The sequence below is a fragment of the Pseudomonas sp. PA-1-6B genome (assembly GCF_021609545.1).
Taxonomy (GTDB): domain Bacteria; phylum Pseudomonadota; class Gammaproteobacteria; order Pseudomonadales; family Pseudomonadaceae; genus Aquipseudomonas; species Aquipseudomonas fluorescens_BV.
The window spans coordinates 44144-67558 of the sequence record NZ_WJZM01000012.1 but is presented as its reverse complement, the minus strand read 5'-3'; the positions used below and the strand labels follow the sequence as shown (position 1 = coordinate 67558).

Here is a 23415-nt window from a genome sequence, read left to right as displayed (position 1 = left end):
AACGTTTAATCTTGAATAATCAGTGATTGAGAATGACTTGCAGACGCTAATGACTCCCGCAGCAGTTGGCCTACCCAGTATCCTGACCATCGAAGATGACCCTGTGTTGGGCGCCTACGTGCACGAGCAACTGGGCCGCAGTGGTTTCCAGGTGACCTGGTGCCAGAACGGCCAGCAGGGCCTGCAACTGGCCCGCGCCCAGGCCTTCGACCTGGTGCTGATGGATATTCTGCTGCCGGGGCTGGACGGTTTGTCGATCCTCACTCATTTGCGCCAGAGCCACGCCATGCCCGTGATCCTGATGTCAGCCCTGGGCGCTGAAGCCGACCGTATCAGCGGTTTTCGCCTGGGCGCGGACGACTATTTGCCCAAGCCGTTCAGCATGGTTGAACTGTGCGTGCGTATTGAAGCGATCCTGCGCCGCGTTGCCCTGGATCGCCGGCCCGAGCCGACGCGCGCCCCGGCACTTGAAGATGCCCGGGTGCTGCACTTTGATGATGAACGCTGCGATGTGTCCTGCCAGGACCAGTGGGCCGCGCTCACGCGCAGCGAATACCGCCTGCTGGAAACCCTGCACCGCAATGCCGAAGAAGTCCTCAGCAAAGCCTTCCTGTATCAGCAGGTGTTGCAGCGCGGTTATGCGCCCCACGACCGCAGCCTCGACATGCATGTCAGCCAGATCCGCCGCAAGCTCAAGGCCATCGGTTACAGCGAGCGTGAAGTGCGCACCGTATGGGGCAAGGGCTATGTGCTGAGCGGTCACGATGAAGGGCTTTGAGCGACTGCCCGGCAAGCACTCGTTGTTCTGGAAGCTGGCCAGCCTGTTGATCGCCTTCTGTTTGTTGATGATTTGGCTCAGTTGGTCGTGGGGCCGTTACATGGAACAGCAGAGCGCTTACCTGTCCGACAAGTCGCGGGAGATTCTCAATGGCTATGCCGCGGGTGCCGAACTGGCGTGGAGCACGCAAGGCAGCGCGGGCGTAGATGCCTGGTTGCAGCGGATGGCAGAGCGCGAAAGCACTTGGGTAGGGGTGATCGGTAACGACCTGCAGTCCCTGGGCAGCACGCCCTTGAGTGACAAGGAAAGCCAGCGCCTGACGTTTTTGCGTGGATTGGATTGGCCGGTCAGCCGGCATGTCATCGGCTTGCCCTGGATGAAGGTGCCGTTTCCGGTCGACCCTGGCGCGGGGTCGCTGGTGATCGAGCTGCCGCAGCGCTTTATGCCTGGGCGCTATCAACTGTTCTGGCGGGTGGTCACCAATGGTGTGATTCCAGGTCTGTTTACCCTCTTGCTGTGTATCGGCCTTTACCGGCTGTTGATCATGCCCCTCAATCAATTGCGCGAGCAGGCCAATGCCTGGCGTGCGGACCAACTCAATACGCGGATGTCCCTGGATGCCACCAGCCGCCAGGATGAACTGGGCGAGCTGGGCCGCGCCTTTGACCATATGTCCGAACGCTTGCAGGGCACGGTGCGTTTGCAGCAGCAGTTGCTGCGCGATATGTCCCATGAACTGCGCACACCCTTGAGCCGCCTGCGGGTAGCCTGCGACAGCGAGCAAGACCTGGCCAAGCTGCGCGAGCGCCTGGGTCGGGAAATCGACGCCATGCAGCGCCTGGTGGAAGACAGCCTGCAACTGGCCTGGCTCGACAGCGAAACTACACCGTTGCCCCAGGAAGATATTCAGCTCCAGGCCTTGTGGGACATATTGCGCAAGAATGCCTGTTTTGAAAGCGGTTGGTCCGCATCGCGCTTGCCGTGCCTGTTACCCGCGGACAGTTGGGTGCGTGGCAACCTCAATGCACTGGCCCAGGCCTTGGAAAATATCCTGCGCAACGCCATACGCCACTCGCCCCACGAGGGCTGCGTGCAACTCGACGGATGTCGTGAGGGGGAGTATTGGCATATCTGGCTGCAGGACCAGGGGGCTGGGATTGCTGAGGATGATCTGGAGCGCATCTTCGCGCCCTTTACCCGCCTGGACGGCTCGCGCCCCGGCGATGGCGGTTTCGGCCTGGGCCTGAGCATTGCCCGCAACGCCGTGCAGCGCCAGGGCGGTCGCTTATGGGCGGAAAATACCGGGCTGGGTCTGCGGGTGCATTTGCGTTTGCTGGCCCGTTAGCGCTCAGCGCCGGCGCAGTTTGCGTTTTTTCCACTGGTGCGCCACCCACCAGCGCCAGTACGCCATGGTCAGGCAATAAGCCAAGGCGCCCAATACCACCCCCAATACCACCGAACCCAGCAGGAATGGCTGCCAAAGAGTGCTCAACTGGCCGCTGATCCATTCCCACGTAAGGTTATCGGGCAAGCTGCGTGGCGGCACATTCATCAGCCAGGCGCCGGTCATATAAGTACAGATGAACACCACCGGCATGGTGATGGGGTTGGTCAACCACACGAGGCTGATGGCGATAGGCATATTGCCGCGCACTGAAATCGCCAGGACCGCGGCAAGCAACATCTGCAATGGAATCGGGATAAACGCCGCAAATAAACCCACCGCCATGGCGCGAGCCACTGAGTGCCGGTTCAGGTGCCAGAGGTTGGGGTCATGCAGCAGCGTGCCAAGAAACTGTAATGACTTGTGTTCCCTGATACTGCTGGGATCGGGCATGTACCGTTTGAATAAGCGCCGGGGCATAAGGGGTCCAAGTCAATTCGAGGGGCAAGTATGCCCGGATTCTATAAACAGAAAATTCAGACTTTGTGACAAAACATCATAGGCGCTGTCGTTCAGCCGGCTAAGACTGAGTGGATCACTGGAAAAGGATGATCCATGAAGACAGGGATGTTGGCGTTGGCGCTGGGGTTGCTGGCGTTGCGGTGGTTACCGGTGTTGCCGCCTGGCGCCGGGTTGTTGGCAATGCTGGTGCTGGCCTTGATGCTGTTGCCTTTTCGGTCCTATCCCGTGGCGTTCTTTCTGGTGGGCTTGAGTTGGGCCTGTCTCAGCGCGCAGCGGGCGCTGGATGATCGGCTGCAGCCGGCCCTGGACGGGCAGACTCGCTGGGTGGAGGGGCGTGTGGTGGGCTTGCCTCAGCAGACGGGTACGGGCGTGCGCTTTGAACTGGCCGACGGCCGGTCGCGCAAGGTTCGGCTGCCCAAACGTATCCGCGTGTCCTGGCACGGCGGGCCAGTGGTGAACAGCGGTGAACGCTGGCGTCTGGCGTTGACACTCAAGCGGCCTGCGGGCCTGCTCAATTTCCATGGGGTCGACCATGAAGCCTGGCTGCTGGCCCAGCGTATCGGTGCCACTGCAACGGTAAAAGACGGTGAGCGTCTCGCACCGGCCCGCAATGCCTGGCGCGATGCTGTGCGCCAGCGCCTGATGGCGGTGGATGCCCAAGGCCGCGAGGCGGGCTTGGCGGCGCTGGTATTGGGCGACGGTTCCGGCCTGGCGCCTGAGGATTGGCAGGTGTTGCAGGACACGGGCACGGTACATCTGCTGGTGATTTCCGGGCAGCACATCGGCTTGCTGGCGGGGTTGATCTACGGCTTGGTCGCGATGCTGGCGCGTTATGGTTGCTGGCCCCGAACCTGGCCGTGGCTGCCGTGGGCGTGCGGTCTGGCATTTGGTGCGGCGTTGGGTTATGGGCTGCTGGCCGGGTTCGGCGTGCCGGTGCAACGGGCCTGCATGATGGTCGGCCTGGTGCTGCTGTGGCGTCTGCGTTTGCGCCATTTGGGCGTGTGGTGGCCGTTGCTGCTGGCACTGAACGGCGTGCTGGTACTGGAGCCCTTGGCCAGCCTGCAGGTAGGGTTCTGGTTGTCGTTTGCGGCGGTCGCGGTGTTGCTGTTGGCGTTCGGCGGGCGCCTGGGGCCGTGGAGCGCCTGGCAGGTGTGGACCCGGCCCCAGTGGCTGATTGCCATTGGTTTGTTTCCAGTGTTGCTGGTGCTGGGGTTGCCCATCAGCCTCAGCGCACCTGTGGCCAATCTCCTTGCCGTGCCTTGGATCAGCCTGGTAGTGCTGCCTTTGGCGCTGCTGGGCACGGCGTTGCTGTGGGTGCCGCTGGCTGGGGAGGGGCTGCTGTGGCTGGCCGGCGGTGCGCTGGACGGATTGTTTAAAGGCCTGGGGTTGCTGGCCGCGCAATTGCCGGCCTGGGTACCCGCCGAGGTACCTTTGGGGTATTGGTTGGTTAGCCTGGCTGGCGCGGTGATTTTGTTGCTGCCCAAGGGGTTGCCGTTCCGGGTGCTGGGCTGGCCCATGCTGTTGATGGCTGTATTTGCGCCCAGGGAGTGGGTGCCCCACGGGCAGGTAGATGTGGTGCAACTGGACGTCGGCCAGGGGCAGGCACTGATCCTGCGCACCCGTCATCATACGTTGCTCTACGATGCCGGGCCGCGCTCGGGGCCTGTCGACCTGGGCGCGCGCGTCGTGTTGCCGTCGTTGAAAAAGCTCGGGGTAGCCCAGTTGGACATGATGCTGCTCAGCCATGCTGATGCTGATCACGCGGGGGGTGCGGCGGCGGTGGCTCGGGGGTTGCCCGTCAAGCGTGTGGTGGGCGGTGAAACCGAAGGTTTGCCAGACTTTCTTGCCACCCAACCCTGTACCAGCGGCGAACGATGGGAATGGGAGGGTGTGTCATTTCAATTGTGGCAGTGGGCTGATGGACTTGATGGCAATCCTAGATCTTGTGTGTTGCAGGTTGAGGCCAGTGGAGAACGCCTGCTGCTCACCGGTGACATTGATCGCGCCGCCGAACAGGCTTTTCTGGCCTCTTCGCTGGCGGTTCAGACCGACTGGCTGCAAGCCCCGCACCATGGCAGCCGCAGTTCTTCATCCTGGCCGTTCCTGCAACGGTTGGCGCCCACATCGGTGTTGATTTCCCGCGGGCGCAGCAATACGTTCGGTCATCCCCATCCGCAGGTCCTGGAGCGCTACCACGTGCTGGGCAGCCGGGTTTACGACAGCGCCGAGCAGGGTGCCGTACGCTTGCGCCTGGGGGCGTTTCTGCCACCGATGGTTGCGCGCAGTCAACGCCGTTTTTGGCGCGAACCGTTACCGTAATCGCGTGTTACCAAAGACCCGAGCCGCAACAGGCGGGTGTGTAGCCGACGAACCCCGCTGTCGAACCTATATGATAAAGTGGCGCACTTTTTCGAGGGGGCATTCACTGTGTGGGAATTGGTCAAATCCGGCGGCTGGATGATGTTGCCGATCATTCTGAGTTCCATCGCTGCACTCGGCATCGTTGCCGAACGCCTGTGGACCCTGCGCGCCAGTCGCGTCACCCCCGAGCATCTGCTGGGGCAGGTCTGGGGCTGGATCAAGAACAAGCAGCTCGACAAGCAAAAACTCAAGGAGCTGCGCGCCAATTCGCCGCTGGGTGAAATCCTAGCCGCCGGTCTGGCCAATTCCAAGCATGGTCGCGAGATCATGAAGGAGTGCATCGAAGAGGCGGCCGCCCGGGTCATCCATGAACTGGAACGCTACATCAACGCCCTTGGCACCATCGCCGCCATGGCGCCGCTGCTTGGTTTGCTCGGCACAGTACTCGGCATGATCGATATCTTCAGCTCGTTCACAGGCTCGGGCATGACCACCAACGCAGCGGTCCTGGCCGGGGGGATCTCCAAGGCGTTGATCACCACCGCAGCCGGCCTGATGGTAGGTATCCCTTCGGTGTTCTTCCACCGTTTCCTGCTGCGTCGCATTGATGAGCTGGTGGTCGGCATGGAGCAGGAAGCCATCAAGCTGGTGGAGGTGGTGCAGGGCGACCGTGATGTAGACCTGGTCGAGGGCAAAGCGTGAAATTTCGCCGCAAGCAACGGGAAAATGTTGATATCAACCTCGCGTCGTTGATCGATGTGGTGTTCATCCTGCTGCTGTTTTTTGTCGTGACCACTACCTTCACTCGGGAAACCCAGTTGCGTGTCGACCTGCCTGAAGCGGTGAGTGGCTCGCCTGCCGAAGACCAGCAAGTCAAGCAACTGGACATCGCTATCAGCGCCGAAGGGGTGTTTTCAGTGAATAACCAGTTGCTGGAGAAAAATGACCTTGCCAGCCTGATGGAGGCGTTGCAGAAGGAGTCTGGTGGCGACACCCAGTTGCCGTTGTCCATCAGCGCTGATGGCAAAACCCCGCACCAGGCCGTGATCACCGCCATGGACGCTGCCGGCAAGCTCGGTTTCAGCCATTTGCGCATGACCACCGTCGAGGCGGCGAGCCCGCCCTGATGGCCATCTCCGACCGTTTACTCAAGGCATGGTACGAAGGTCATCCAGCACTAATGTTGCTGCGACCGCTGGAGTCGCTGTATCGCTGCGTGGTTCAACGTAAGCGTGCGCGCTTCGTGGCGGGCGAGGGCGAGATTTATCAGTCGTCTGTGCCAGTGATCGTGGTGGGCAATATTACAGTGGGAGGCACCGGCAAGACGCCTTTGATCCTGTGGTTGATCGAGCACTGCCGACGCAGCGGCTTGCGCGTAGGAGTGGTCAGTCGAGGCTACGGTGCCAAGCCGCCGCAGTTGCCGTGGCGGGTCGAGGCCGGCCACAGTGCCGAGGTGGCCGGTGATGAACCCTTGCTGATCGTGCAGCGCAGCGGTGTACCACTGATGATCGATCCTGACCGCAGTCGTGCGGTAAAGGCCCTGCTGGCCTGCGAGCCCCTGGACCTGATCCTATCCGATGACGGCCTGCAGCATTATCGTCTGGCCCGCGATCTTGAACTGGTGCTGATTGATGCCGCCCGTGGCCTCGGTAACCGCCGGTGCCTGCCTGCCGGGCCGTTGCGCGAACCGGTGGAGCGCCTGCAGAGTGTGGACGGGGTGCTTTATAACGGTGCCCTTTCAGACCGTGAAGATGGCTTTGCCTTCCGCCTGCAGCCCACAGCGCTGGTCAACCTGCACAGCGGCGAGCGCCAGCCGGTCACCTATTTTCCGAAGGGGCAGCAGGTGCATGCGGTGGCCGGCATAGGCAATCCGCAACGTTTCTTCAATACCCTTGAAACGCTACACTGGCAGGCGCTACCCCATGCTTTTGCCGATCACGCGCCCTACAGCGCCGAGGTCTTGAATTTTACCCCGTCATTGCCGCTGGTCATGACCGAAAAGGACGCGGTGAAGTGCCGCGCCTTTGCCCAGCCCGACTGGTGGTACCTTGCGGTGGATGCGGTACCGTCGCCGGCGTTCGTCGCCTGGTTCGACACGCAGCTGATGCGTCTGTTGCCCAACCGTCTTTTGCCTTAAAACGCTTTTTTCCAGGAAACACTCATGGACACCAAACTGCTCGATATCCTTGCTTGCCCGATCTGCAAAGGCCCGCTCAAGCTCAGCGCCGACAAAACCGAGCTGATCAGCAAAGGTGCCGGCCTGGCTTACCCTATCCGCGATGGCATCCCGGTCATGCTCGAAAGCGAAGCCCGCACCCTGACCACCGATGAGCGCCTGGATAAATGACCACCGCCTTTACCGTTGTCATTCCCTCGCGCTATGCCTCGACCCGCCTGCCGGGCAAACCGCTGCAAATGATTGGCACCAAGCCGATGATCCAGCTGGTATGGGAACAAGCGTGCAAGAGCAGCGCCGAGCGCGTGGTGGTGGCCACCGATGACCCGCGTATCATCGAGGCGTGCAAAGGTTTTGGAGCCGAAGCGGTCCTGACCCGCGAAGACCATAACTCCGGCACTGATCGCCTGGCCGAAGTCGCCACTCAGCTGGGTCTCGCACCCGACGCGATCGTAGTGAACGTGCAGGGTGACGAGCCATTGATACCGCCGGGTGTCATCGATCAGGTCGCTGCCAACCTCGCGGCCCATGGCGAGGCGCGTATGGCGACTCTGGCCGAACCGATCGAAGACATCGAGACGCTGTTCAACCCGAACGTGGTGAAAGTGGTCAGCGACATCAACGGCCTGGCACTGACGTTCAGTCGCTCCACCTTGCCGTGGGCGCGGGATGCCTTTGCCAGGAATCGCGACGTGTTGCCGGAGGGCGTGCCATATCGCCGCCATATCGGCATCTATGCCTACCGCGCCGGTTTCCTGCACGACTTCGTCAGTTGGGGCCCGTGCTGGCTCGAGAATACCGAGTCCCTGGAACAACTGCGCGCCCTCTGGCACGGCGTGCGTATCCACGTGGGCGATGCGTTGGAAGCACCGCCAGCCGGTGTCGACACCCAGGAAGACCTCGAACGCGTCCGTCGCCTGCTGGGCGCCTGATGGAAGTTCTGTTTGTATGCCTGGGCAATATCTGCCGCTCGCCAACCGCCGAAGGCATCTTGCGCCATAAGTTGCGTGAAGCAGGCTTGGCTGGCCAGGTTGAGGTGGCGTCTGCTGGCACCGGAGAATGGCATATCGGCAACCCGCCGGACCAGCGCAGCCAGCGTGCGGCGCTGGCGCGCGGCTATGACTTGTCGGGCCAGCGTGCCCAGCAGGTTTCCCGTGCTGATTTTGCCCGTTATGACCTGATCCTGGCCATGGACAACAGTAACCTGCGCAACCTTAAAGCCATGCAGCCAGGGCAGGGCAAGGCGGAGCTGGATTTGTTCCTGCGTCGCTTTGATGGCGAAGTGGACGAGGTGCCAGACCCTTACTATGAAGGTGAGCAAGGTTTCGAACGGGTCCTTGACCTGATCGAACGCGCCTGTGACTTATTGGTGATCGAATTGAAGGGGCGGTTATGACCTTGCAAGTGCGTGCGCAGGTATCGCTCAAGCCATTCAACAGCTTTGGCATTGATGTGAGCGCGCAATTATTTGCCGAGGCCCACAGTGATGCTGACGTGCGCGAGGCCATCGCCTATGCCGCCGCACATGCGGTGCCGTTGCTGGTGATCGGTGGCGGCAGCAATTTGCTGCTGACCCAGGACGTTCCGGCGCTGGTGTTGCGTATGGCGACCCAAGGCATTCGTGTGCTGAGCGATGATGGCACGCACGTGGTGGTCGAAGCCGAAGCGGGAGAAGCCTGGCATCCGTTCGTGTTGTGGACGCTTGAACACGGCTTTTGCGGCCTGGAAAACCTCAGCCTGATCCCCGGCACTGTCGGTGCCGCGCCGATGCAGAACATCGGTGCCTATGGCGTAGAGATCAAGGATGTCTTCGCCGGCCTCACTGCCCTGGATCGCCAGACGGGCGAACTGCGGGAATTCAGCCTCGATGAATGCAAGTTCGCCTACCGTGACAGCCTGTTCAAGCACGAAGTCGGGCGTTGGCTGATCCTGCGGGTACGCTTTTCCCTCAGCCGTGCCACTCACCTGAAACTCGACTACGGTCCGGTGCAACAGCGCCTGGTCGCGCAGGGCATCGCCCACGCCACGCCAAGCGATGTGAGCCGTGCGATCTGCAGCATTCGCCGCGAGAAACTGCCAGACCCGGCAGAGCTGGGCAATGCGGGCAGCTTCTTCAAGAACCCACTGGTGTCCCAGGCCCTGGCGGTTGAACTGCAAAGCCAGTATCCGGATCTGGTAGCCTACCCTCAGGCCGACGGCCAAATGAAACTCGCCGCCGGCTGGCTGATCGAGAAGGCAGGTTGGAAGGGTTTCCGGGAGGGCGATGCAGGCGTGCACAAGCTGCAAGCGCTGGTGCTGGTCAACTACGGCTCCGCCACCGGGCAGGAGATCGCCCAGCTGGCGCTACGCATCCAGCAAGATATCTTCAAGCGCTTCAAGGTCGAGTTGGAAATGGAGCCTAATCAGTACTGAGCTTTATCGGGTCTGAAAATGAAAATGCCCCGTATCTTGCGATACGGGGCATTTTTTATAGCGCTTGCTGATCAGTCATCGCGGCTCATGATGCCGAAGATCTGCAACAGGCTGATGAACAGGTTGTAGATCGACACATACAGGCTGATGGTCGCCATGATGTAGTTACGCTCACCGCCGTGGATGATGGCGCTGGTCTGGAACAGGATGCACACCGAGGAAAACAGCACAAAACCCGCGCTGATCGCCAGTTGCAGGCCGCTGATCTGGAAGAACATGCTGGCCACCACCGCCGCCAGCAACACGAAGAAACCTGCGGTGATGAAGCCACCCAGGAAGCTCATGTCCTTACGGCTGATAAGCACGTAGGCCGACAGACCACCAAACACCAGGGCCGTCATGGCAAACGCCGAACTGACCACTTCCGCACCGCCGGCCATGCCCAGGTAACGGTTGAGGATCGGGCCGAGGATAAAGCCCATGAAACCGGTCAAGGCAAACGCCGACACCAGGCCCCAGGCCGAGTCACGCAGCTTGTTGGTCAGGAAGAACAGACCATAGAAGCCGATCAACACGACAAAGATATTCGGGTAACCGACGCGCATCTGCTGGGCCACGTAAGCCATCACGCCGCTGAATGCGAGGGTAAGGGCGAGCAAGCCGTAGGTGTTGCGCAACACGCGGCTGACTTCAAGCTGCTCAGCCTGCGCGTTGCCATTCACTGCGTAATTCTGTTCGCGCATGGCGACACTCCTTCAGTTTTGAAACGTTCAGTCGCAAAGATCATAACAGACGCCTTGTAACAAGCGATGCAGAGAGTTTGACAGTGTGTTTCATTCGGGTATTATGGCGCCCGCTGACACGGGATGGGCTACTATAATCCTGTGATGCACAAGGGAAATTGGCAGAGTGGTTGAATGCACCGGTCTTGAAAACCGGCGGACGTTAATAGCGTCTCCAGGGTTCGAATCCCTGGTTTCCCGCCAAGATTTACACGAAAGCCCCGCGAAAGCGGGGCTTTTGCGTTTCTGGGGTTTGGCCGTGGCGGGTTTGTATTTGTTCCGCGTTCAATAACTATTGTGGATGTGTTCAAGAACTTCTCTATTTTGACGGCTTCGCAGTGGCGCCAAGCCTTCTGTAAACGCGCTTTGTGATTTCCTGATCGCTATGCCCAAGCAACAAGCTTGCATCGCCAGTATCTACGATTTCCGACGCCGCTTTAGGCCGAATATCCCGGAACTGGAACCCGCCGATCTTTGCGGCAAGCGCAGGATCTCCCTGCTCAATTGTTTTCTCGCAAGCCATCGCGCGCGCCTTGCCCCAGCGCAAGCGCAGCATTCCCTTCGCCATCCTCTTCCCATGCTGTTGATGCCCGAGACGGGTTACGAACCAGAGCATGAGGGCCGGGCGGATGTGCAGCGTTATATTTCGCGCTACAACATCACCAAGCCCCACAGTTACAACGATTACCGGTCGCCGGTGGTCAGGGAGAGACTGGCGGCGTGAACCCTAAATGGTGTCCAAGAATACTTGACCAGTTCACGCTGCTCCACCTAGTTGGACAATTCCAGGATGGAAGCTTTGAGGGCGAGTTGGTTTTCGTAGAGTTTGGAAAGCGGCGAAGGGAGTAGATCTGAGTTCGGCATCTTTGTTTCTCCGTGGAGCAAACAGCGTAGCGGGCAAATTATTGAGTGGGGTATCGTTCGACAGGACACCGGGGGAGGGTGAAAACAGTGCGGCTGACCGGGTATTGTCTGGCACGGCACCCGACCCGACCCGACCAGCGGGCCACGCCCTGCTACGCCACCACACTGCCCAGAGCCCCTGCCCGGGCGGAGATGGCAAAGCAAACGCTGCGCCTTGGGCATTACGTCTTCTTCAAAGACGTGCCGTGATGAGGCCAGGGCGGATGTTTGGCTTGAGTATGCTGGCGCTGGCCATCGGGTTTGCTGGCGCGTGGTAGGTTCAAGCCTGGCGCACGTGCTAGCAGCACGATATGCCTTATATTTGTATGTTCGTTCAAATGTAGATCAGTGCAAACACCCGGGGGAGCTTACTCGTAAGCTAGAGTGACGGTAACTCCCGCATTGACTTTGCCCGGTCTTACTATTTCATTGCCACGGACATAGCCCACGCTCAGCATCTTTTTTTGAATTCCACCCGTAATTGCCATCGTTCCTATTGGTTTGAGACTGCCTTTAAGTCCGAAACTTACCGGTTGCCCGTCGTCGAGCACTTTTAGCCCCACACCAGATGCTTGGTCTGGTAGAGGAGCCAGTGTCAAATTACTAGAGGTGTTGGAGGGGGGGTTCACATCAGTCATACTGTAGTACACACTATAGGCAGCAAGTGATTTGTTACAGGAGACTCCCAACTGAAAAGATGCAACCTCGACTGTTGCGCCCCCACTTGGAAGGCTAGAAGTATCGATCGATCGCAATTTGACCAGAGCGGGTGCGTCCAGTGTGCATGAGATGCTATTTACGTTAAATGATACTGGGCTAATGAAGATAGAGGGAGTGCCCCAATAGCAACCGCCGGTGCACGGATATAAGTTGTCTCCTGTAAAATGTGAAGCTAGAAGCTGCAAATCTGTAAGGGTTTTAAGTCCGGCTTTCAAGTTTAAGTTTTTTGAAAAATATCTGATGCGCACCCGAATTGTCTCATGTATATTCCCATTGGAGTCTGCTTTTGGAATATCTACATAGTTTGTGTGGTAATCGGAGTTGGTGAGAGGGGAATAATTTCCGGTCGAGTTAGCGATAGAGCCGATCATGAAAATATCTGGATCGCTCGTCGACCATAACAGGTAGGATTGTCCCTCAAACTGTATTGAAGAGCCAGCATACACGGCTTTCATGAAATATCTATACTTGAACGTTGCGTTAGAGTTGGTGGACATCTCTGTACAAGACAGCGGTTGTGCGAATTCATGCCACGCACTCGATAGCATCCCACCTTTGCCGGCGGCATTGGCGGCAAATTGAAATTCACTGGCCGTGGGTTTTATATATACATTATCGGTCTTGCAGCTAGTAGCGCTGCCAAATGAAGAGTATATAATGAGTATTATAAATATTCCTAGATGTTGTAAATTTTTACATTTAATGGATGGGGTCATGATTTCATCGTGCTCTCTGAGCTGAGTTTACATTGATAGAGTCGCCCTGGTAAGTTTTCGCTAAAACCCATCTAGGTAATTGAGGATTATCCATTGCGGCGCGACCGGAAAAAACTAGATGTTTCCAGCTAAGTCTTAAGAAAAATCTTAGTATCGCGATGAAAGCTCTGAAAAATTGGCGAGCGCGGCCATACGATGAATCTCAAAGCTGGTGGCCTTTTTGGAGGTTTTTTCCGGTCAGCAGGACGCCGAGGGAGGGGGGGAACAGTTCCAAAACTACAACCGCACTCCTTGCAGAATGCGGCTTTCAGGTCGGTTGATTCTGCTGAGTAATGGAACTCCTTAAGCATTCAAGGCCGCAGCCAGCCTGCATTTGCATAGCGGTCTTGAAAACCGGCGGACGTTAATAGCCTCTCCAGGGTTCGAATCCCTGGTTTCCCGCCAAGATTTATACGAAAGCCTCGCGAAAGCGGGGCTTTTGCTTTTCTGGGGTTCGTCTCAGCAGAAGCTCTAAAGCCTGATCGTTTCCGCATCATTTCCGGCAGTTCCCGTACCTCTTGCTCATCGCGGTCAGCGCGTCGGCTTCGCAATCTCCCCAACACGACGGTAAACCGTCTCGGTTATCCGCTTGTCCGTATGCCCCAGCAGGCGGCTGGCATCGCCCAGGTCCAGGATCTCACTGGCAGCTTTTGAGCGGATGTCTCGGAATCGAAACTGTCGAACACTGGATGCAGGAACACTATCGCCTGCCTCTCTGGCGATGGCGATGGCGATTGCGGCGTCACGAGCGTCATCGAAGCGTAGGCGGAGCATGTGCTTAGTTACCTGCCTGCCGTCTTCGGTAATTATCAGGTAGAGGGTTCGTACGCCCCGGGAGCGTCTTTGTTCTATCAACTTTGCAACCAAGGTGCCCAGATCATTGAGTGCCCCGGCAGCGGTGATGCTCAAGCTCTACGGCGCCCACATAGAGCGCAAGGTGTGGGGTCGGGACTGGGAACAGGCGTGGAATTTACCTGCTCGATGCCATTGAGGACATGGATATTCGCGTGTAGATGCCTGTTTGGCAGGTCGTTAATTCAGAAAAAGAATACCTGCAGGTATAAAGGTGTTGTTACGTTGGGTTGTTGATGTACTTGTCCGATAGTGCACAAGTAACGCGGACCGCACACGAAACCCCAAGTCCGCCCAAGAGCCGGTTTTTTTATGAGCTTGGTATATGCCTGATCTGTTGTAATGATGGCTATTGGGATTGCAGAAGAAATAGTCAGCGAGGTTTGTGTGTCATACCGGCGTTTCTGGCAACGAATCGCCGGGCTGCATCAGCATGGGTTTTTCGCGTCGTTCTTTTGTACATGCTAGTGTTCTCGCCAAACCAAAGAGGGATCGACATGCGGGTTTTGATGGCGGCTGTAACGATAATTGGATTGCTGGCAAGCAATGCGGTATTCGCTGAAAATAATGCCGGAACAAGATTTTTAAGCGGATGCAAGGTTGCCTTACGCTTTTTTGAAACGAAACATATGGCTGCGGACGAAAATCAAGTTGATATGGGTTACTGCGTGGGTGTGGTTGCTGGGGTTCGTGAAACTCTTCAATATCTTACCGGGGGAGCTGTAAACAAGTTCCCCGGTATTTGCTTACCTGAAAACTACGTTGATCAAATGGGCGTACAGGCAATCGTCAAGCACTCTGAAGGTCGCTCTGATCTCTCAACGAAAAGACCTACGCTAACAGTATTGCTCGCACTCAAAGCTGAGTACCCCTGTAAATAGCACCACATCCACACTGGATGCCTGGCCAGGACGATAGCATGTTGTACGCCCGCTTCCGACACAAAGCTGTGTTTCGCAGAAGGCAGCAATCGGCCGAAGCGATCACTTATTATTTAAAAATCAATGACGATTTACGGCGCTTTGTAAAGAACACATTCACTTGGCGATTAGTGCGTTTTTTCTTATCGCGACTTCATCCTTGCCCCGGTCCGTTCTCGGCTACCATTCATGTCGAATGGGTATTGCATACGCCATGGAGGGCCGATTATGCAGAAGCGGATAATTATTGTGGGCGGTGGCCTGGGCGGCACGATGCTTGCTAATCAACTAGTCACCAAGCTCTATCCTGAAATTCTGCGGGGGGAGCTGAAGATCGTTCTGCTCTCTAACTCTGAGGACCACTTCTACAAGCCCGCCTTCATGTACGTTGCATTCAATCTTTTTTTTCAGGAAGAGCTCAAACGTCCAGAGCGCTCATTGTTACGTCCGGAAATAGATTTTCAAGTCGACGAGGTAATTCGTTTTGACTTCGCCAGACAAGAGCTGAGAACCCTTACTGGAAAGCGTCATGGCTATGATTTTCTGGTGATCGCCACCGGTTGCGTACCTGCTCCGGAACGTATCGAAGGCCTCAAGGAGGCCGGCGACCACTTCTACCAATACGAGCCAGCGCGACAACTGGCTCAACGGCTAAGTACCATTGAAAAAGGTCGAGTTTTTGTCACGGTCTCCTTTCCCCAGACCCCCAATGTACCGCATCAGTGCGGCATTGCTCCCATCGAAACGACGTTGATGCTTGATGACTTCCTTCGGCGTCGCGGCGTCAGGGACAAGGTAGATATCATTTACACCTATCCCACTACTGCCCAGTTGTTGCGCAATTGCTTATTCCTACAACGACCCACCGGGGAGATTTTGCCGGGGATTTTCGAACAGAAGAATATTCGCTTTCAACGGGGTTTCACACTGAGCAGAGTCGACCCGGAACAACGAATAGCTTACTCGGAAGAGGGAGATGCACAGCCGTTCGACATTCTGATGGCGACCCCGCCGATTCGTGCAGTTGATGTGGTGCTTGAGTCCGGTGTTTCACAGGCTCAGAACAATGAAGGCTGGCTGCCAACTCATCATGAGACGCTACAGGTCTATGGGCTTGAAGGTGTTTATGTGATCGGTGACACGGTCGATCTACCAGTCAGTAAGGCGGGTGGGGCTTGCCACAACCAGGCGCCGGTGATCGCCAACAATATCGCCGCTGAAATCCGCTTGGGTAGCCCCAATGCAGTGTATGACGGGCGTGTCCAAGCTGTGGCGCAGATGGGCCTAAATGCTGGGATGCCACTTTGGTACGACTATGCCCACGATGTGATGCCGACCCCGCCAAGTAAACTGGGTGGCCTTCTGCGCAATGGATTCAATCGCGGCCTTTATTGGGCTGTGGCTCGCGGAATGCTTTAACCACGCACAGGGAGGAGTAAATTCACATGGATGTCTTCAATGAGTCACTCGCAAAGAGTGCAGATAGTAATACCGACTCGCTAGACCAGAATGCGGGGATAGAGGCATTACTGGACAAGCTGAAACCGCTTCTGGATGGTGGGCGTCTGGACAATCTGGTCGACCTGCTGTCACTGATATCCGACACCGTAGACCTGCTTGACCTCGCCACTGTGGAAAAACTCGCCCGGTTGTTCGAGAGCACCACCGCCGTCACCTGGAGTCTTGGAAATGCGCTACGCATGGCCACGGCTGAGACTGCCGCAGAGGCGGCGCCTCCCAACCTCTATGGGTTGCTGTCGCTCCTGCGCGAAACGGACACCCGCCGTGGCGTTGCACTGCTCCTCAGAACTTTGAATGTCATTGGACGACAACTCTGATCGGAAGGAATCACGTATGGACATTAAGCCTCAGCCGTCCACGGCAAGGCCTAGTAATACTCAATGGGACCCTCAGGCCTATCTGAAATTTGCTCGACTACGGGAGCGTCCGGTGGTCGAGTTACTGGACCATATTTGCTTGGAAAACCCAGAACGAATCTATGACTTGGGATGCGGTACTGGCATTGCCACGCACCTCCTGGCCAAGCGCTGGCCGCATGCCGATCTGACGGGAGTCGATAGCTCGGCAGAGATGCTTGGTGAGGCCAGCTATCTGCCGATCAAGGCCCTTTGGCATAAAAGCGACTTACAGAGTTGGCAGGCAGAGCAACCTGCTGACCTACTGTTTGCTGCAGCAGTACTGCATTTCATCAGTGATCACGACGTGTTGCTTCCACGCCTGCTGCGGCAACTCAACCCTGGAGGTTGTCTAGCAGCACACATGCCTAATTGGCGTGACGCGCCGTGGTATCAATTGATGCTAGAAACTCTTGATCACGCAGGACTCGACGGCGGTCCATTGGGTACAGTGGAGTTACGTCGGTTCATGGCTGAGCGCCCGGTGCTATCGCTGGATCGTTATTACCGTTTGCTGGCACCACTGACCAAGGATTTGGATATCTGGGAGACTGAACACCTACAGGTGGTGGAAGGTCAGTCGCCGATTTTCGATTGGGTCAAGGTTTCGGCGCTACGGCCGGTGCTCTTGGCGCTGGATGAGTTCGAGCGGCAGTGTTTCCTAGATCACTTCCTGAAGCTGGTTCATGAGTATTACCCGCCTGAGGGGGATGGGCGAACGTTGTTTCCGTTCAAACGCATCTTTATTCTCGCTACCGTCTGAGTATTTATGCCGGAACGCAGTTGATGTGTGACTTTGCTCATCTTTTGCAATCAATGGCGTTTACAGTCATCGTCACTTGATGGGCCGCTAGTGAGTGAGGAAACAGTGCGGTTGCTCGATGAGACCGCCGGACTTTTTTATGATGGTGCAAGACAGTCTGTGGGACTCAGCTCTTCTTGGGATTTGCAGATTAGCTGATCCGCCACAGATGTCCGGGAAACAAAACCTCTCGATTCAAGCTTTACCACCCCTGATTACAAACGAGAGGGCGCGACAACAAGTTGTTAGCGTATGGTTCTAGGGGGAGGTAGGCTTCGGTCAGTTTTTTTGCGGCCAACGACCATCGCACGGACGATCATGATCAGGCGTTCCAGCCTTGTTGGCGCAGCTACTTTACCAAGCGAAGAATCGTCACTCGTGAAAGGTCCGTCTGGATTTCGGCGTGACTTTCAATCGAATTGGGTTCCTTTCTGAATCAGCTCGATTTTGAATCCGTCGGGGTCCTCAAGAAACGCGATCAACGTGCGCCCGTGCTTCATCACCCCAGCTTCGCGGGTTACGAGGTAGCCCATTTTTTTTGCTTGGGCACAAGTTGCAGCCACGTCCGCCACCTCTATTGCAATATGGCCAAAGCCGTCACCCAAGGTATATGCATTTCGATCCCAGTTGTGAGTCAACTCCAGTACCGGGGAATCCTGTTCACTACCGTAACCGACGAACGCCAATGTGAATCGTCCCTCCGGGTAGTCCTTACGTCGTTGCAGGCGCATACCTAAAACTTGTGTATAGAAGCCAAGCGCGATCTCGAGATCGGCTACACGTAGCATGGAGTGCAAAATTCGCATGGAACCTCTCCGTTAAGGGTCCGGCAACATTGCGCCGGACCAAGAAGGTTAACCTTCGATGCGGTAGCCCTTAAATAAGAACACCGGGCCAAAGGCATAGTTGTCGATTAGCTCGTAGAACCGGGCGATCGTTTCGTTTTTGCAGTGTTGAAGGAACGCTGCCTCGTCGGTGTATACCTCGTCCAAGTAGAAGCGATTACGGTTGTTCTCATCGCGAATTACCTCAAAACGAAGCGTGCCTGGCTCGTTTTCCAAGGAGCCATTTGCATCGAACAGACCCGCGCTTGCAAACGCTTCGCGCTTGTCAGAAGGAACGTCAAATTGGACCAGTACGTGATAAGTCATAGCTATTTTCCTCATTAAGAATCGCTGGAAGCGATTGCGTCGAGGATGGTAGGCTGAGCGTACAGTCATTAAAAGTGACTAATAATCAACTGGTAGCTCACAAAAAGAGAATGCGTTGAAACTCTCTCAATTAGGCTTTTTCTGTGCAGTAGTAGAGCGTGGCACCGTCGCAGCCGCGGCAGCTCAATTGCACTGCGTACCGTCGAACGTTACTACTCGTCTGCGTGAGCTGGAGGACCAGCTAGGCGTGGCTTTGTTTAATCGCGAAAAAAACCGTCTACTAGTGACGCCGGAAGGGCGTCTGCTGTACCGCAATGCCAAGCAGCTTTTGGCACTGGCAGATAAAACGCGTTCGCTCTTTACCGACGATGATGTGAGAGGCGTGCTCCGTGTGGGCGCGCTAGACGTAGCGCTGGATAACCACCTGCCTCAAAGACTTGCACGCTATCGCGGCGAGGCGCCATTGGTGGAGTTGCACATTCGCCCTGAGCACTCCTTAATGTTAGAGCGTCTACTCATGGAGGGTGAGTTGGACCTGATACTCACTGACGGCCCAATTGTGCATCCGCTGTTGGTTAGTCGTCTGGCCTTTCGTGAGCGCTTAGTGAGGGTTACGCCTATCAACCTGACGACTCCAACCATTGATGATTTGGCCAGGCTCGAGCTATATGTATTCGGCCATACGTGCCATTACCGTCGTCAAATAGACCACTGGCTGGAGATGAGTGGTATAGAGCCGCAAGTGACATTGGAGATGGAGTCGTACCCAAGCATCTTTGCCTGTATCGAGGCGGGGCTAGGTTTCGCCTGCGTGCCAGAAAGCGTCGTCGCGCAGGTTTCTCTTACGAAGAAAAAGGTTCATGCCGAAGCCGTTGCTAGTTTGGACTCAAGTGATATCCACTTCGTCTGGCGGAAAAATCAAGCATCTCCTTTGATTCAGCGTTTCATTGACAGTATTAGCTCTAGTTAACGTAAATGTAATCCGCCAAGTTATTCTGAATGTCCTTGGCTTCGTACGCTGTTCCTCGAGCGCGACGTCACGCTGTAACACCAATGGGCGCCGGATCGAGTACAAGGTTGAGCTGGTGACTGACGGTTGTACCACCATTCGTCTAACGCCCGGCACTCTCAATCCCGTTGCAGCCTCTGAATCTTAAGCACGGATATCCCGAGCCTATGAACGGAGTGCCAGCATGGAAATCAACGAAAAAGCCCCAGGCAATATTTCCCAGCAAGCGGTTACCCGGGGCACCGATAACGAAACAGGGCACGACCCGCGGCGTGATGAGGACAATATCCCGCTGCCGCCGGACGACGAGGCGCCTCTTGAAGAAGATATGTCGGATGTGGACGCGGCCGACTCAGTAGCTACTGAACATCCCAAGACCTGAAGGCGTTCAGGCAAACGAGCCCGGCCCCGTGCCGGGCTTTGTCTGCTGGTCACCGTGGTCTCGTTCACCTCCCTGTTGCTGTAGTCCTATGCTGATCTGACCCGCACCGCTGCACTTTTTTCCATTTTGCTGATCTACCCCTGTCCCGGCCACCCGACTCCCGCGCGTGGCCCACAGAATTAGACCCGGTGCCGATGGATCGAACATTAACGGTTTTTACCACCCGATGGCCGCTGTTGCTGGCTGCGATGTTCGCGCTGTGCGCAGTGGGCTGCAGCCAGCAGCAGGGCCGCGATATCGCCAGGCAGTTCAGCGATGGCAAGCCCGATGAATTCTTCCAGACCAGCGTCGATCGCATGGCCACCCTGGGGATGCGTGACAACCTGCAAAGCCTCTACTTGCTGATGAGCAAGCTCTACCTGCGCAACCCCAACCAGTGGCGTCAATCGGGCTATCCGGATGCGGTGACCGCCGCCCGGCAAATCCGCCAGGCCATCGAAAATCGCCAACCCTTGCCCGCACTGGGAGATCGTAGTGACCTGGCTGCCCTGAGTTATTCCTTGAGCCCTGACTTTCGGGGCGACCGCGTCGGCGCGTTCATCTACGCGATTGGCAGCATGCTCGTGACCGCTCACGGCGGGCGTACGCAGTTTTATGTGACCGACTCGATCAACCCGCAGTTTGTCAGCAATGCCGCGCGCAATATCGAAAAGGCCACCTGGCTGCTCAGTCAGCGTCAGGATGCCAATGGCGTGCTGCTGTTGTTTTCCAACGAGATATCAGAGGAGGGCAGTAACCTCAGTTTTGCCGTTGAGTTCGGCAAGATCGTCGCGCGTTTGGACCTGCTTACCCAAATCCTTGATGAGCGTTACCGGCGCATTGGCCTCAATTATGCACAAAGTCTGTTGCTGATGAACTTCCTGCCGGTGCAGTGAGGCCATTGCATGGACCAATCGGTGCGGTGTTTCCCTTTCCGTTGTAGGAAGCGGCCTATCTTGCCTCGCGCTGCTTGAAACGCCTGCCTGCGGGCAATAGCCTCGGATTTTTCTTAAACACGAGGCCCTCCCTTGGGTAAACGAAAAACGGTTTGGCCCACGGATCGCGAAATACGCTTGCGGTTTATCCTCTATGCGGTGATTGACGCCGCGACCGCCCAGGGCGTGTCTGCCGAGTTATTGCTGCCGGCGCATAAGTTATTGCGTGACTCGCCCACGGAAGTCCAGTTGCGCGACACCTTGGGGGAGATTCTCGCCACTGACGAAATGTATGGCTTCCGCTTTCCGCCGGGGTCGGATGCCGATGACCTGATGCGGGCATTGGCAACGCCTGACGGGCAAACCTGATCCATCCTGTTTTTAAAACGCCCCTGTCCGTCATCAAGGAGTGACCTGACGGGCATGCCTGCCTTCCCATCACTGTTCGCGTGGTGGGTTTGGCCCGGCACGTTCCCGGATTCCAAGGACCTGCCCCAATGCTGCTGCGCCACCCCCCGTTTATTTTTGCCGCCTTGACCCTCAGTTCGCTGGTACAGGCTGAAGGCTTGCAATTGGCGCCGGTTGAAGTCACCACGGCTGAGGCCAGCGCCGCAGAAATCGCCCAGGCACAGCTCAAAAGCGTGCCCGGTGGCACCAATTACATCGATATGGATAGTGTGCAACAGGGACGGGTCAGCACCAACGAGGATGTCTTCAAGTACCAGGCCGGTGTGTACGCCAAGACGGCCAATAACGAAGGGGTGAAGGTGTCCATTCGTGGCTCGGGCCTGAACCGCGCCCCCGGTGCCCATGCATCCGGCCTGTATGAAATGTTCGACGGTCTGCCGCTTACCGGCCCAGGCGGCACGCCCTATGAGCTCAAGGACCCGCTGTGGCAAAGCCGGGTAGAGGTGCTGCGTGGCGCCAACGGGTTCGATCAGGGTGCATTGGCCTTGGGCGGTGCGGTCAACTACGTCACCCGCACCGGCTTGGACGCGCCCAAGCTACAGGTGCGCTATGAGGTCGGCAGTCGCGGCTATGCCCAGCGTGAAGTCAGTTCCGGGCAAGTGCTGGGGGACGCCGACTATTACATCAGCCTCACCGATTCGGAGTCCGACGGTTATCAGCACCAAAGCGCTGGTACCGGCAAGGGCATCGCCGCCAACTTCGGCTACCGCTTTAACCCGGACCTGGAAACGCGCTTCTACTTGCGTTATCGCGAAACCACCAACGATTCTCCCGGCAGGCTCACGCGTGACCAGATCAGCCATGATCCGCGTGCCGCCAACAGCCTCAATGCCGCCCGCGATTCAAAGCGCCTGCAACCGGGCTCTACCTGGATTGCCAACAAGACCATCTTGCGGTTGGACGATAACGCTCGGGTCGAGGTCGGGCTGGCCTATCACGATTACCCCATGGACCTGCGCGAAGGCACCAATCGCCTCAAAGTTGCCTACACCGATATCAGCGGCACCCTGAATTACATCCGCCAGGACAGCCTGTTTGGCCACGCCAGCACCACTACCCTCGGCCTGCGTACCACCCAGGCGATGCCGAACAACGGCGCGTCGGAATACGTGCGCATCCCTGCGGGCAATACTGCCATTTATGCCCCCGGCACCAAGACCCGTGACTACAGCTACCTGGGCTCCGATACTGTGCTGCATGTAGGCAACGAGCTGGAATTGGTGGAGGATCTGTGGCTGACCACCGGCCTTGCCGCCATCTATACGCGCCGCGAAACCCAGGTCACTTACCCCGACGGCCAGGCGCCTCTCAGTCAGCATGATTGGGACTACGCGCCGCGCATTGGCCTGCGTTACGACTTCACCCCGCAGCTGCAGATTTACGGCAACCTGAGCCGCTCGGTGGAGCCACCGCACGCGTGGTCGATGATCTGGGGCTCGAACAAATACTTTGGCCCGGGCAGTGGGGCAGCCACGGGGTTGCAGCGCGAAGGCGTGAAGCTGCGTAATCAGACCGCCACCACCCTGGAAGTCGGCGGGCGCGGTGAAGCCTGGCTCGGCCAATGGGACCTGGCGCTCTATCGCTCGGAAGTTCGCCACGAGCTGCTTTCCGTGGAGACCCAGGCCCAGACTGCCACCAGCAACGCTATCATCGCCGAATCCAACGCCAGCCCCACCGTGCACCAGGGCGTGGAACTGAGCCTGCTCAGCCCGCTGTGGGACGGCGGCGGCAGCGGTAAGCTCGAGCTGCGCCAGGCCTACACCTTCAGCGACTTCCACTACCGCGACGACGAGCGTTTCGGCGACAACACCTTGCCCGGCATCCCCAAGCATTACTATCAGGCGCAGGTGCGCTACAGCCACCCGACGGGTTTCTACACCAGCCTCAATACCGAGCATGCATCACGGGTAGCGGTGGACTACGCCAATTCCTACTACGCGGCGGCCTACACCACCCTCGGCGCCACTTTCGGCTACGACGCGCCCAAGCAGGACTGGCAAGCCTGGGTCGACCTGCGCAACCTCACCAACCGCCGTTACGCCAACACCGTCACGCCGGGCTACGACGACAAAGGCATGGACGCTGCACGCTCCACCCCCGCTGATGGGCGGGGTATCTACACCGGCGTTTCCTGGAGCTGGCGTTAAA

At 57.4% G+C, this 23415-nt stretch carries 27 protein-coding genes, 1 tRNA gene and 1 pseudogene; 23 read left to right on the top strand and 6 right to left on the bottom strand.

The genetic code is table 11. The features are described from left to right. Positions 1-49: 49 nt before the first annotated feature. Positions 50-778 (top strand): response regulator transcription factor, encoded by a 729-nt coding sequence (locus tag GIV35_RS08630; RefSeq protein ID WP_213153755.1) that lies wholly within the window; start codon positions 50-52, stop codon positions 776-778. Beyond that, positions 765-2123, top strand: a complete 1359-nt coding sequence (locus GIV35_RS08625) for a sensor histidine kinase (protein ID WP_236265336.1) — start codon at positions 765-767, stop codon at positions 2121-2123. Before GIV35_RS08630 ends, GIV35_RS08625 begins: the two co-directional genes overlap by 14 nt. Positions 2124-2126: 3 nt before the next feature. On the opposite strand, the gene GIV35_RS08620 is transcribed toward GIV35_RS08625, so the two are convergent. Next, positions 2127-2642 carry a DUF2062 domain-containing protein gene (locus GIV35_RS08620; protein ID WP_003192045.1) on the bottom strand — a complete coding sequence of 172 codons (516 nt, stop codon included), beginning with the start codon at positions 2640-2642 and terminating at the stop codon, positions 2127-2129. 135 nt (positions 2643-2777) lie between these two features. Between GIV35_RS08620 and GIV35_RS08615 the strand changes: the two genes are divergently transcribed. The 8 genes from GIV35_RS08615 to murB all read left to right on the top strand — a co-directional run bounded on the left by GIV35_RS08615 (position 2778) and on the right by murB (position 9633). After that, the gene (locus GIV35_RS08615) at positions 2778-5003 is read left to right on the top strand and encodes a DNA internalization-related competence protein ComEC/Rec2 (RefSeq protein WP_236304381.1); all 2226 of its coding nucleotides are present in this window, start codon (positions 2778-2780) and stop codon (positions 5001-5003) included. A gap of 108 nt (positions 5004-5111) precedes the next feature. Beyond that, on the top strand, positions 5112-5747 hold the full coding sequence (locus GIV35_RS08610) for a MotA/TolQ/ExbB proton channel family protein (RefSeq protein ID WP_034128146.1): 636 nt from the start codon (positions 5112-5114) through the stop codon (positions 5745-5747). Further along, positions 5744-6172: an ExbD/TolR family protein gene (locus GIV35_RS08605; RefSeq protein WP_014718877.1), complete on the top strand. Its 429-nt coding sequence runs from the start codon at positions 5744-5746 to the stop codon at positions 6170-6172. Before GIV35_RS08610 ends, GIV35_RS08605 begins: the two co-directional genes overlap by 4 nt. Beyond that, the gene (gene lpxK / locus GIV35_RS08600) at positions 6172-7182 is read left to right on the top strand and encodes a tetraacyldisaccharide 4'-kinase (RefSeq protein WP_105227142.1); all 1011 of its coding nucleotides are present in this window, start codon (positions 6172-6174) and stop codon (positions 7180-7182) included. The genes GIV35_RS08605 and lpxK overlap by 1 nt, the downstream gene beginning before the upstream one ends. Positions 7183-7206: 24 nt before the next feature. Then, a complete protein-coding gene (locus GIV35_RS08595; protein ID WP_003174668.1) occupies positions 7207-7392 on the top strand; it encodes a Trm112 family protein in 186 nt (61 codons plus the stop codon). Further along, positions 7389-8153 carry a 3-deoxy-manno-octulosonate cytidylyltransferase gene (kdsB, locus tag GIV35_RS08590; RefSeq protein WP_105227141.1) on the top strand — a complete coding sequence of 255 codons (765 nt, stop codon included), beginning with the start codon at positions 7389-7391 and terminating at the stop codon, positions 8151-8153. Before GIV35_RS08595 ends, kdsB begins: the two co-directional genes overlap by 4 nt. Continuing rightward, the gene (locus tag GIV35_RS08585) at positions 8153-8617 is read left to right on the top strand and encodes a low molecular weight protein-tyrosine-phosphatase (protein ID WP_054917236.1); all 465 of its coding nucleotides are present in this window, start codon (positions 8153-8155) and stop codon (positions 8615-8617) included. The genes kdsB and GIV35_RS08585 overlap by 1 nt, the downstream gene beginning before the upstream one ends. After that, the gene (gene murB / locus GIV35_RS08580) at positions 8614-9633 is read left to right on the top strand and encodes a UDP-N-acetylmuramate dehydrogenase (protein ID WP_105227140.1); all 1020 of its coding nucleotides are present in this window, start codon (positions 8614-8616) and stop codon (positions 9631-9633) included. The genes GIV35_RS08585 and murB overlap by 4 nt, the downstream gene beginning before the upstream one ends. 71 nt (positions 9634-9704) lie before the next feature. Here the strand turns inward: murB and GIV35_RS08575 are convergent, their stop codons facing one another. After that, the gene (locus GIV35_RS08575) at positions 9705-10376 is read right to left on the bottom strand and encodes a Bax inhibitor-1/YccA family protein (protein ID WP_003192030.1); all 672 of its coding nucleotides are present in this window, start codon (positions 10374-10376) and stop codon (positions 9705-9707) included. Positions 10377-10528: 152 nt separating this feature from the next. Here GIV35_RS08575 and GIV35_RS08570 point away from each other — a divergent pair. The 3 genes and pseudogenes from GIV35_RS08570 to GIV35_RS08560 all read left to right on the top strand — a co-directional run. Further along, a tRNA-Ser gene (locus tag GIV35_RS08570) sits at positions 10529-10619 on the top strand. A 181-nt stretch (positions 10620-10800) separates the two neighbouring features. Then, the gene (locus GIV35_RS27455) at positions 10801-11139 is read left to right on the top strand and encodes a hypothetical protein (protein ID WP_223023850.1); all 339 of its coding nucleotides are present in this window, start codon (positions 10801-10803) and stop codon (positions 11137-11139) included. A 229-nt stretch (positions 11140-11368) separates the two neighbouring features. Next, positions 11369-11528 (top strand): annotated as a pseudogene (locus GIV35_RS08560) (cell wall hydrolase); the annotation flags it as partial. Between the two features lie 158 nt (positions 11529-11686). On the opposite strand, the gene GIV35_RS08555 reads toward GIV35_RS08560, so the two are convergent. Further along, positions 11687-12754 carry a fimbrial protein gene (locus tag GIV35_RS08555; RefSeq protein ID WP_236304380.1) on the bottom strand — a complete coding sequence of 356 codons (1068 nt, stop codon included), beginning with the start codon at positions 12752-12754 and terminating at the stop codon, positions 11687-11689. Between the two features lie 570 nt (positions 12755-13324). Then, a complete protein-coding gene (locus GIV35_RS08550) occupies positions 13325-13702 on the bottom strand; it encodes an integrase (RefSeq protein WP_419789555.1) in 378 nt (125 codons plus the stop codon). A gap of 440 nt (positions 13703-14142) precedes the next feature. Between GIV35_RS08550 and GIV35_RS08545 the strand changes: the two genes are divergently transcribed. From GIV35_RS08545 to GIV35_RS27450, 5 genes are all read left to right on the top strand, one after another. Continuing rightward, complete coding sequence (locus GIV35_RS08545) at positions 14143-14526, top strand: Rap1a/Tai family immunity protein (protein ID WP_223023852.1); 384 nt, start codon at positions 14143-14145, stop codon at positions 14524-14526. A 267-nt stretch (positions 14527-14793) separates the two neighbouring features. Then, positions 14794-15984 carry an NAD(P)/FAD-dependent oxidoreductase gene (locus GIV35_RS08540; RefSeq protein ID WP_223023853.1) on the top strand — a complete coding sequence of 397 codons (1191 nt, stop codon included), beginning with the start codon at positions 14794-14796 and terminating at the stop codon, positions 15982-15984. Positions 15985-16010: 26 nt separating this feature from the next. Next, positions 16011-16403, top strand: coding sequence for a hypothetical protein (locus GIV35_RS08535; protein ID WP_223023854.1), 393 nt, complete (start codon positions 16011-16013; stop codon positions 16401-16403). 16 nt (positions 16404-16419) lie between these two features. After that, positions 16420-17244 (top strand): methyltransferase domain-containing protein, encoded by an 825-nt coding sequence (locus GIV35_RS08530; RefSeq protein ID WP_223023855.1) that lies wholly within the window; start codon positions 16420-16422, stop codon positions 17242-17244. 118 nt (positions 17245-17362) lie between these two features. Then, positions 17363-17545 (top strand): AbiU2 domain-containing protein, encoded by a 183-nt coding sequence (locus GIV35_RS27450; RefSeq protein WP_419789740.1) that lies wholly within the window; start codon positions 17363-17365, stop codon positions 17543-17545. 148 nt (positions 17546-17693) lie between these two features. Here GIV35_RS27450 and gloA read toward each other — a convergent pair whose 3' ends face one another. Together gloA and GIV35_RS08520 are read right to left on the bottom strand one after the other, a co-directional pair. Next, the gene (gene gloA, locus GIV35_RS08525) at positions 17694-18089 is read right to left on the bottom strand and encodes a lactoylglutathione lyase (RefSeq protein ID WP_223023857.1); all 396 of its coding nucleotides are present in this window, start codon (positions 18087-18089) and stop codon (positions 17694-17696) included. A 48-nt stretch (positions 18090-18137) separates the two neighbouring features. After that, on the bottom strand, positions 18138-18434 hold the full coding sequence (locus GIV35_RS08520) for a putative quinol monooxygenase (RefSeq protein ID WP_200648397.1): 297 nt from the start codon (positions 18432-18434) through the stop codon (positions 18138-18140). A gap of 115 nt (positions 18435-18549) precedes the next feature. On the opposite strand from GIV35_RS08520, the gene GIV35_RS08515 reads away from it, so the two are divergent. The 5 genes from GIV35_RS08515 to GIV35_RS08495 all read left to right on the top strand — a co-directional run bounded on the left by GIV35_RS08515 (position 18550) and on the right by GIV35_RS08495 (position 23414). Then, positions 18550-19404, top strand: a complete 855-nt coding sequence (locus GIV35_RS08515) for a LysR family transcriptional regulator (protein ID WP_223023858.1) — start codon at positions 18550-18552, stop codon at positions 19402-19404. 223 nt (positions 19405-19627) lie between these two features. After that, on the top strand, positions 19628-19825 hold the full coding sequence (locus GIV35_RS08510; protein WP_014718870.1) for a hypothetical protein: 198 nt from the start codon (positions 19628-19630) through the stop codon (positions 19823-19825). A gap of 194 nt (positions 19826-20019) precedes the next feature. Next, a complete protein-coding gene (locus GIV35_RS08505; RefSeq protein ID WP_105227137.1) occupies positions 20020-20760 on the top strand; it encodes a hypothetical protein in 741 nt (246 codons plus the stop codon). Positions 20761-20892: 132 nt separating this feature from the next. After that, on the top strand, positions 20893-21168 hold the full coding sequence (locus GIV35_RS08500; RefSeq protein ID WP_054917154.1) for a hypothetical protein: 276 nt from the start codon (positions 20893-20895) through the stop codon (positions 21166-21168). A gap of 128 nt (positions 21169-21296) precedes the next feature. Then, positions 21297-23414 (top strand): TonB-dependent receptor family protein, encoded by a 2118-nt coding sequence (locus GIV35_RS08495; RefSeq protein ID WP_236265647.1) that lies wholly within the window; start codon positions 21297-21299, stop codon positions 23412-23414. Position 23415: the final 1 nt, after the last annotated feature.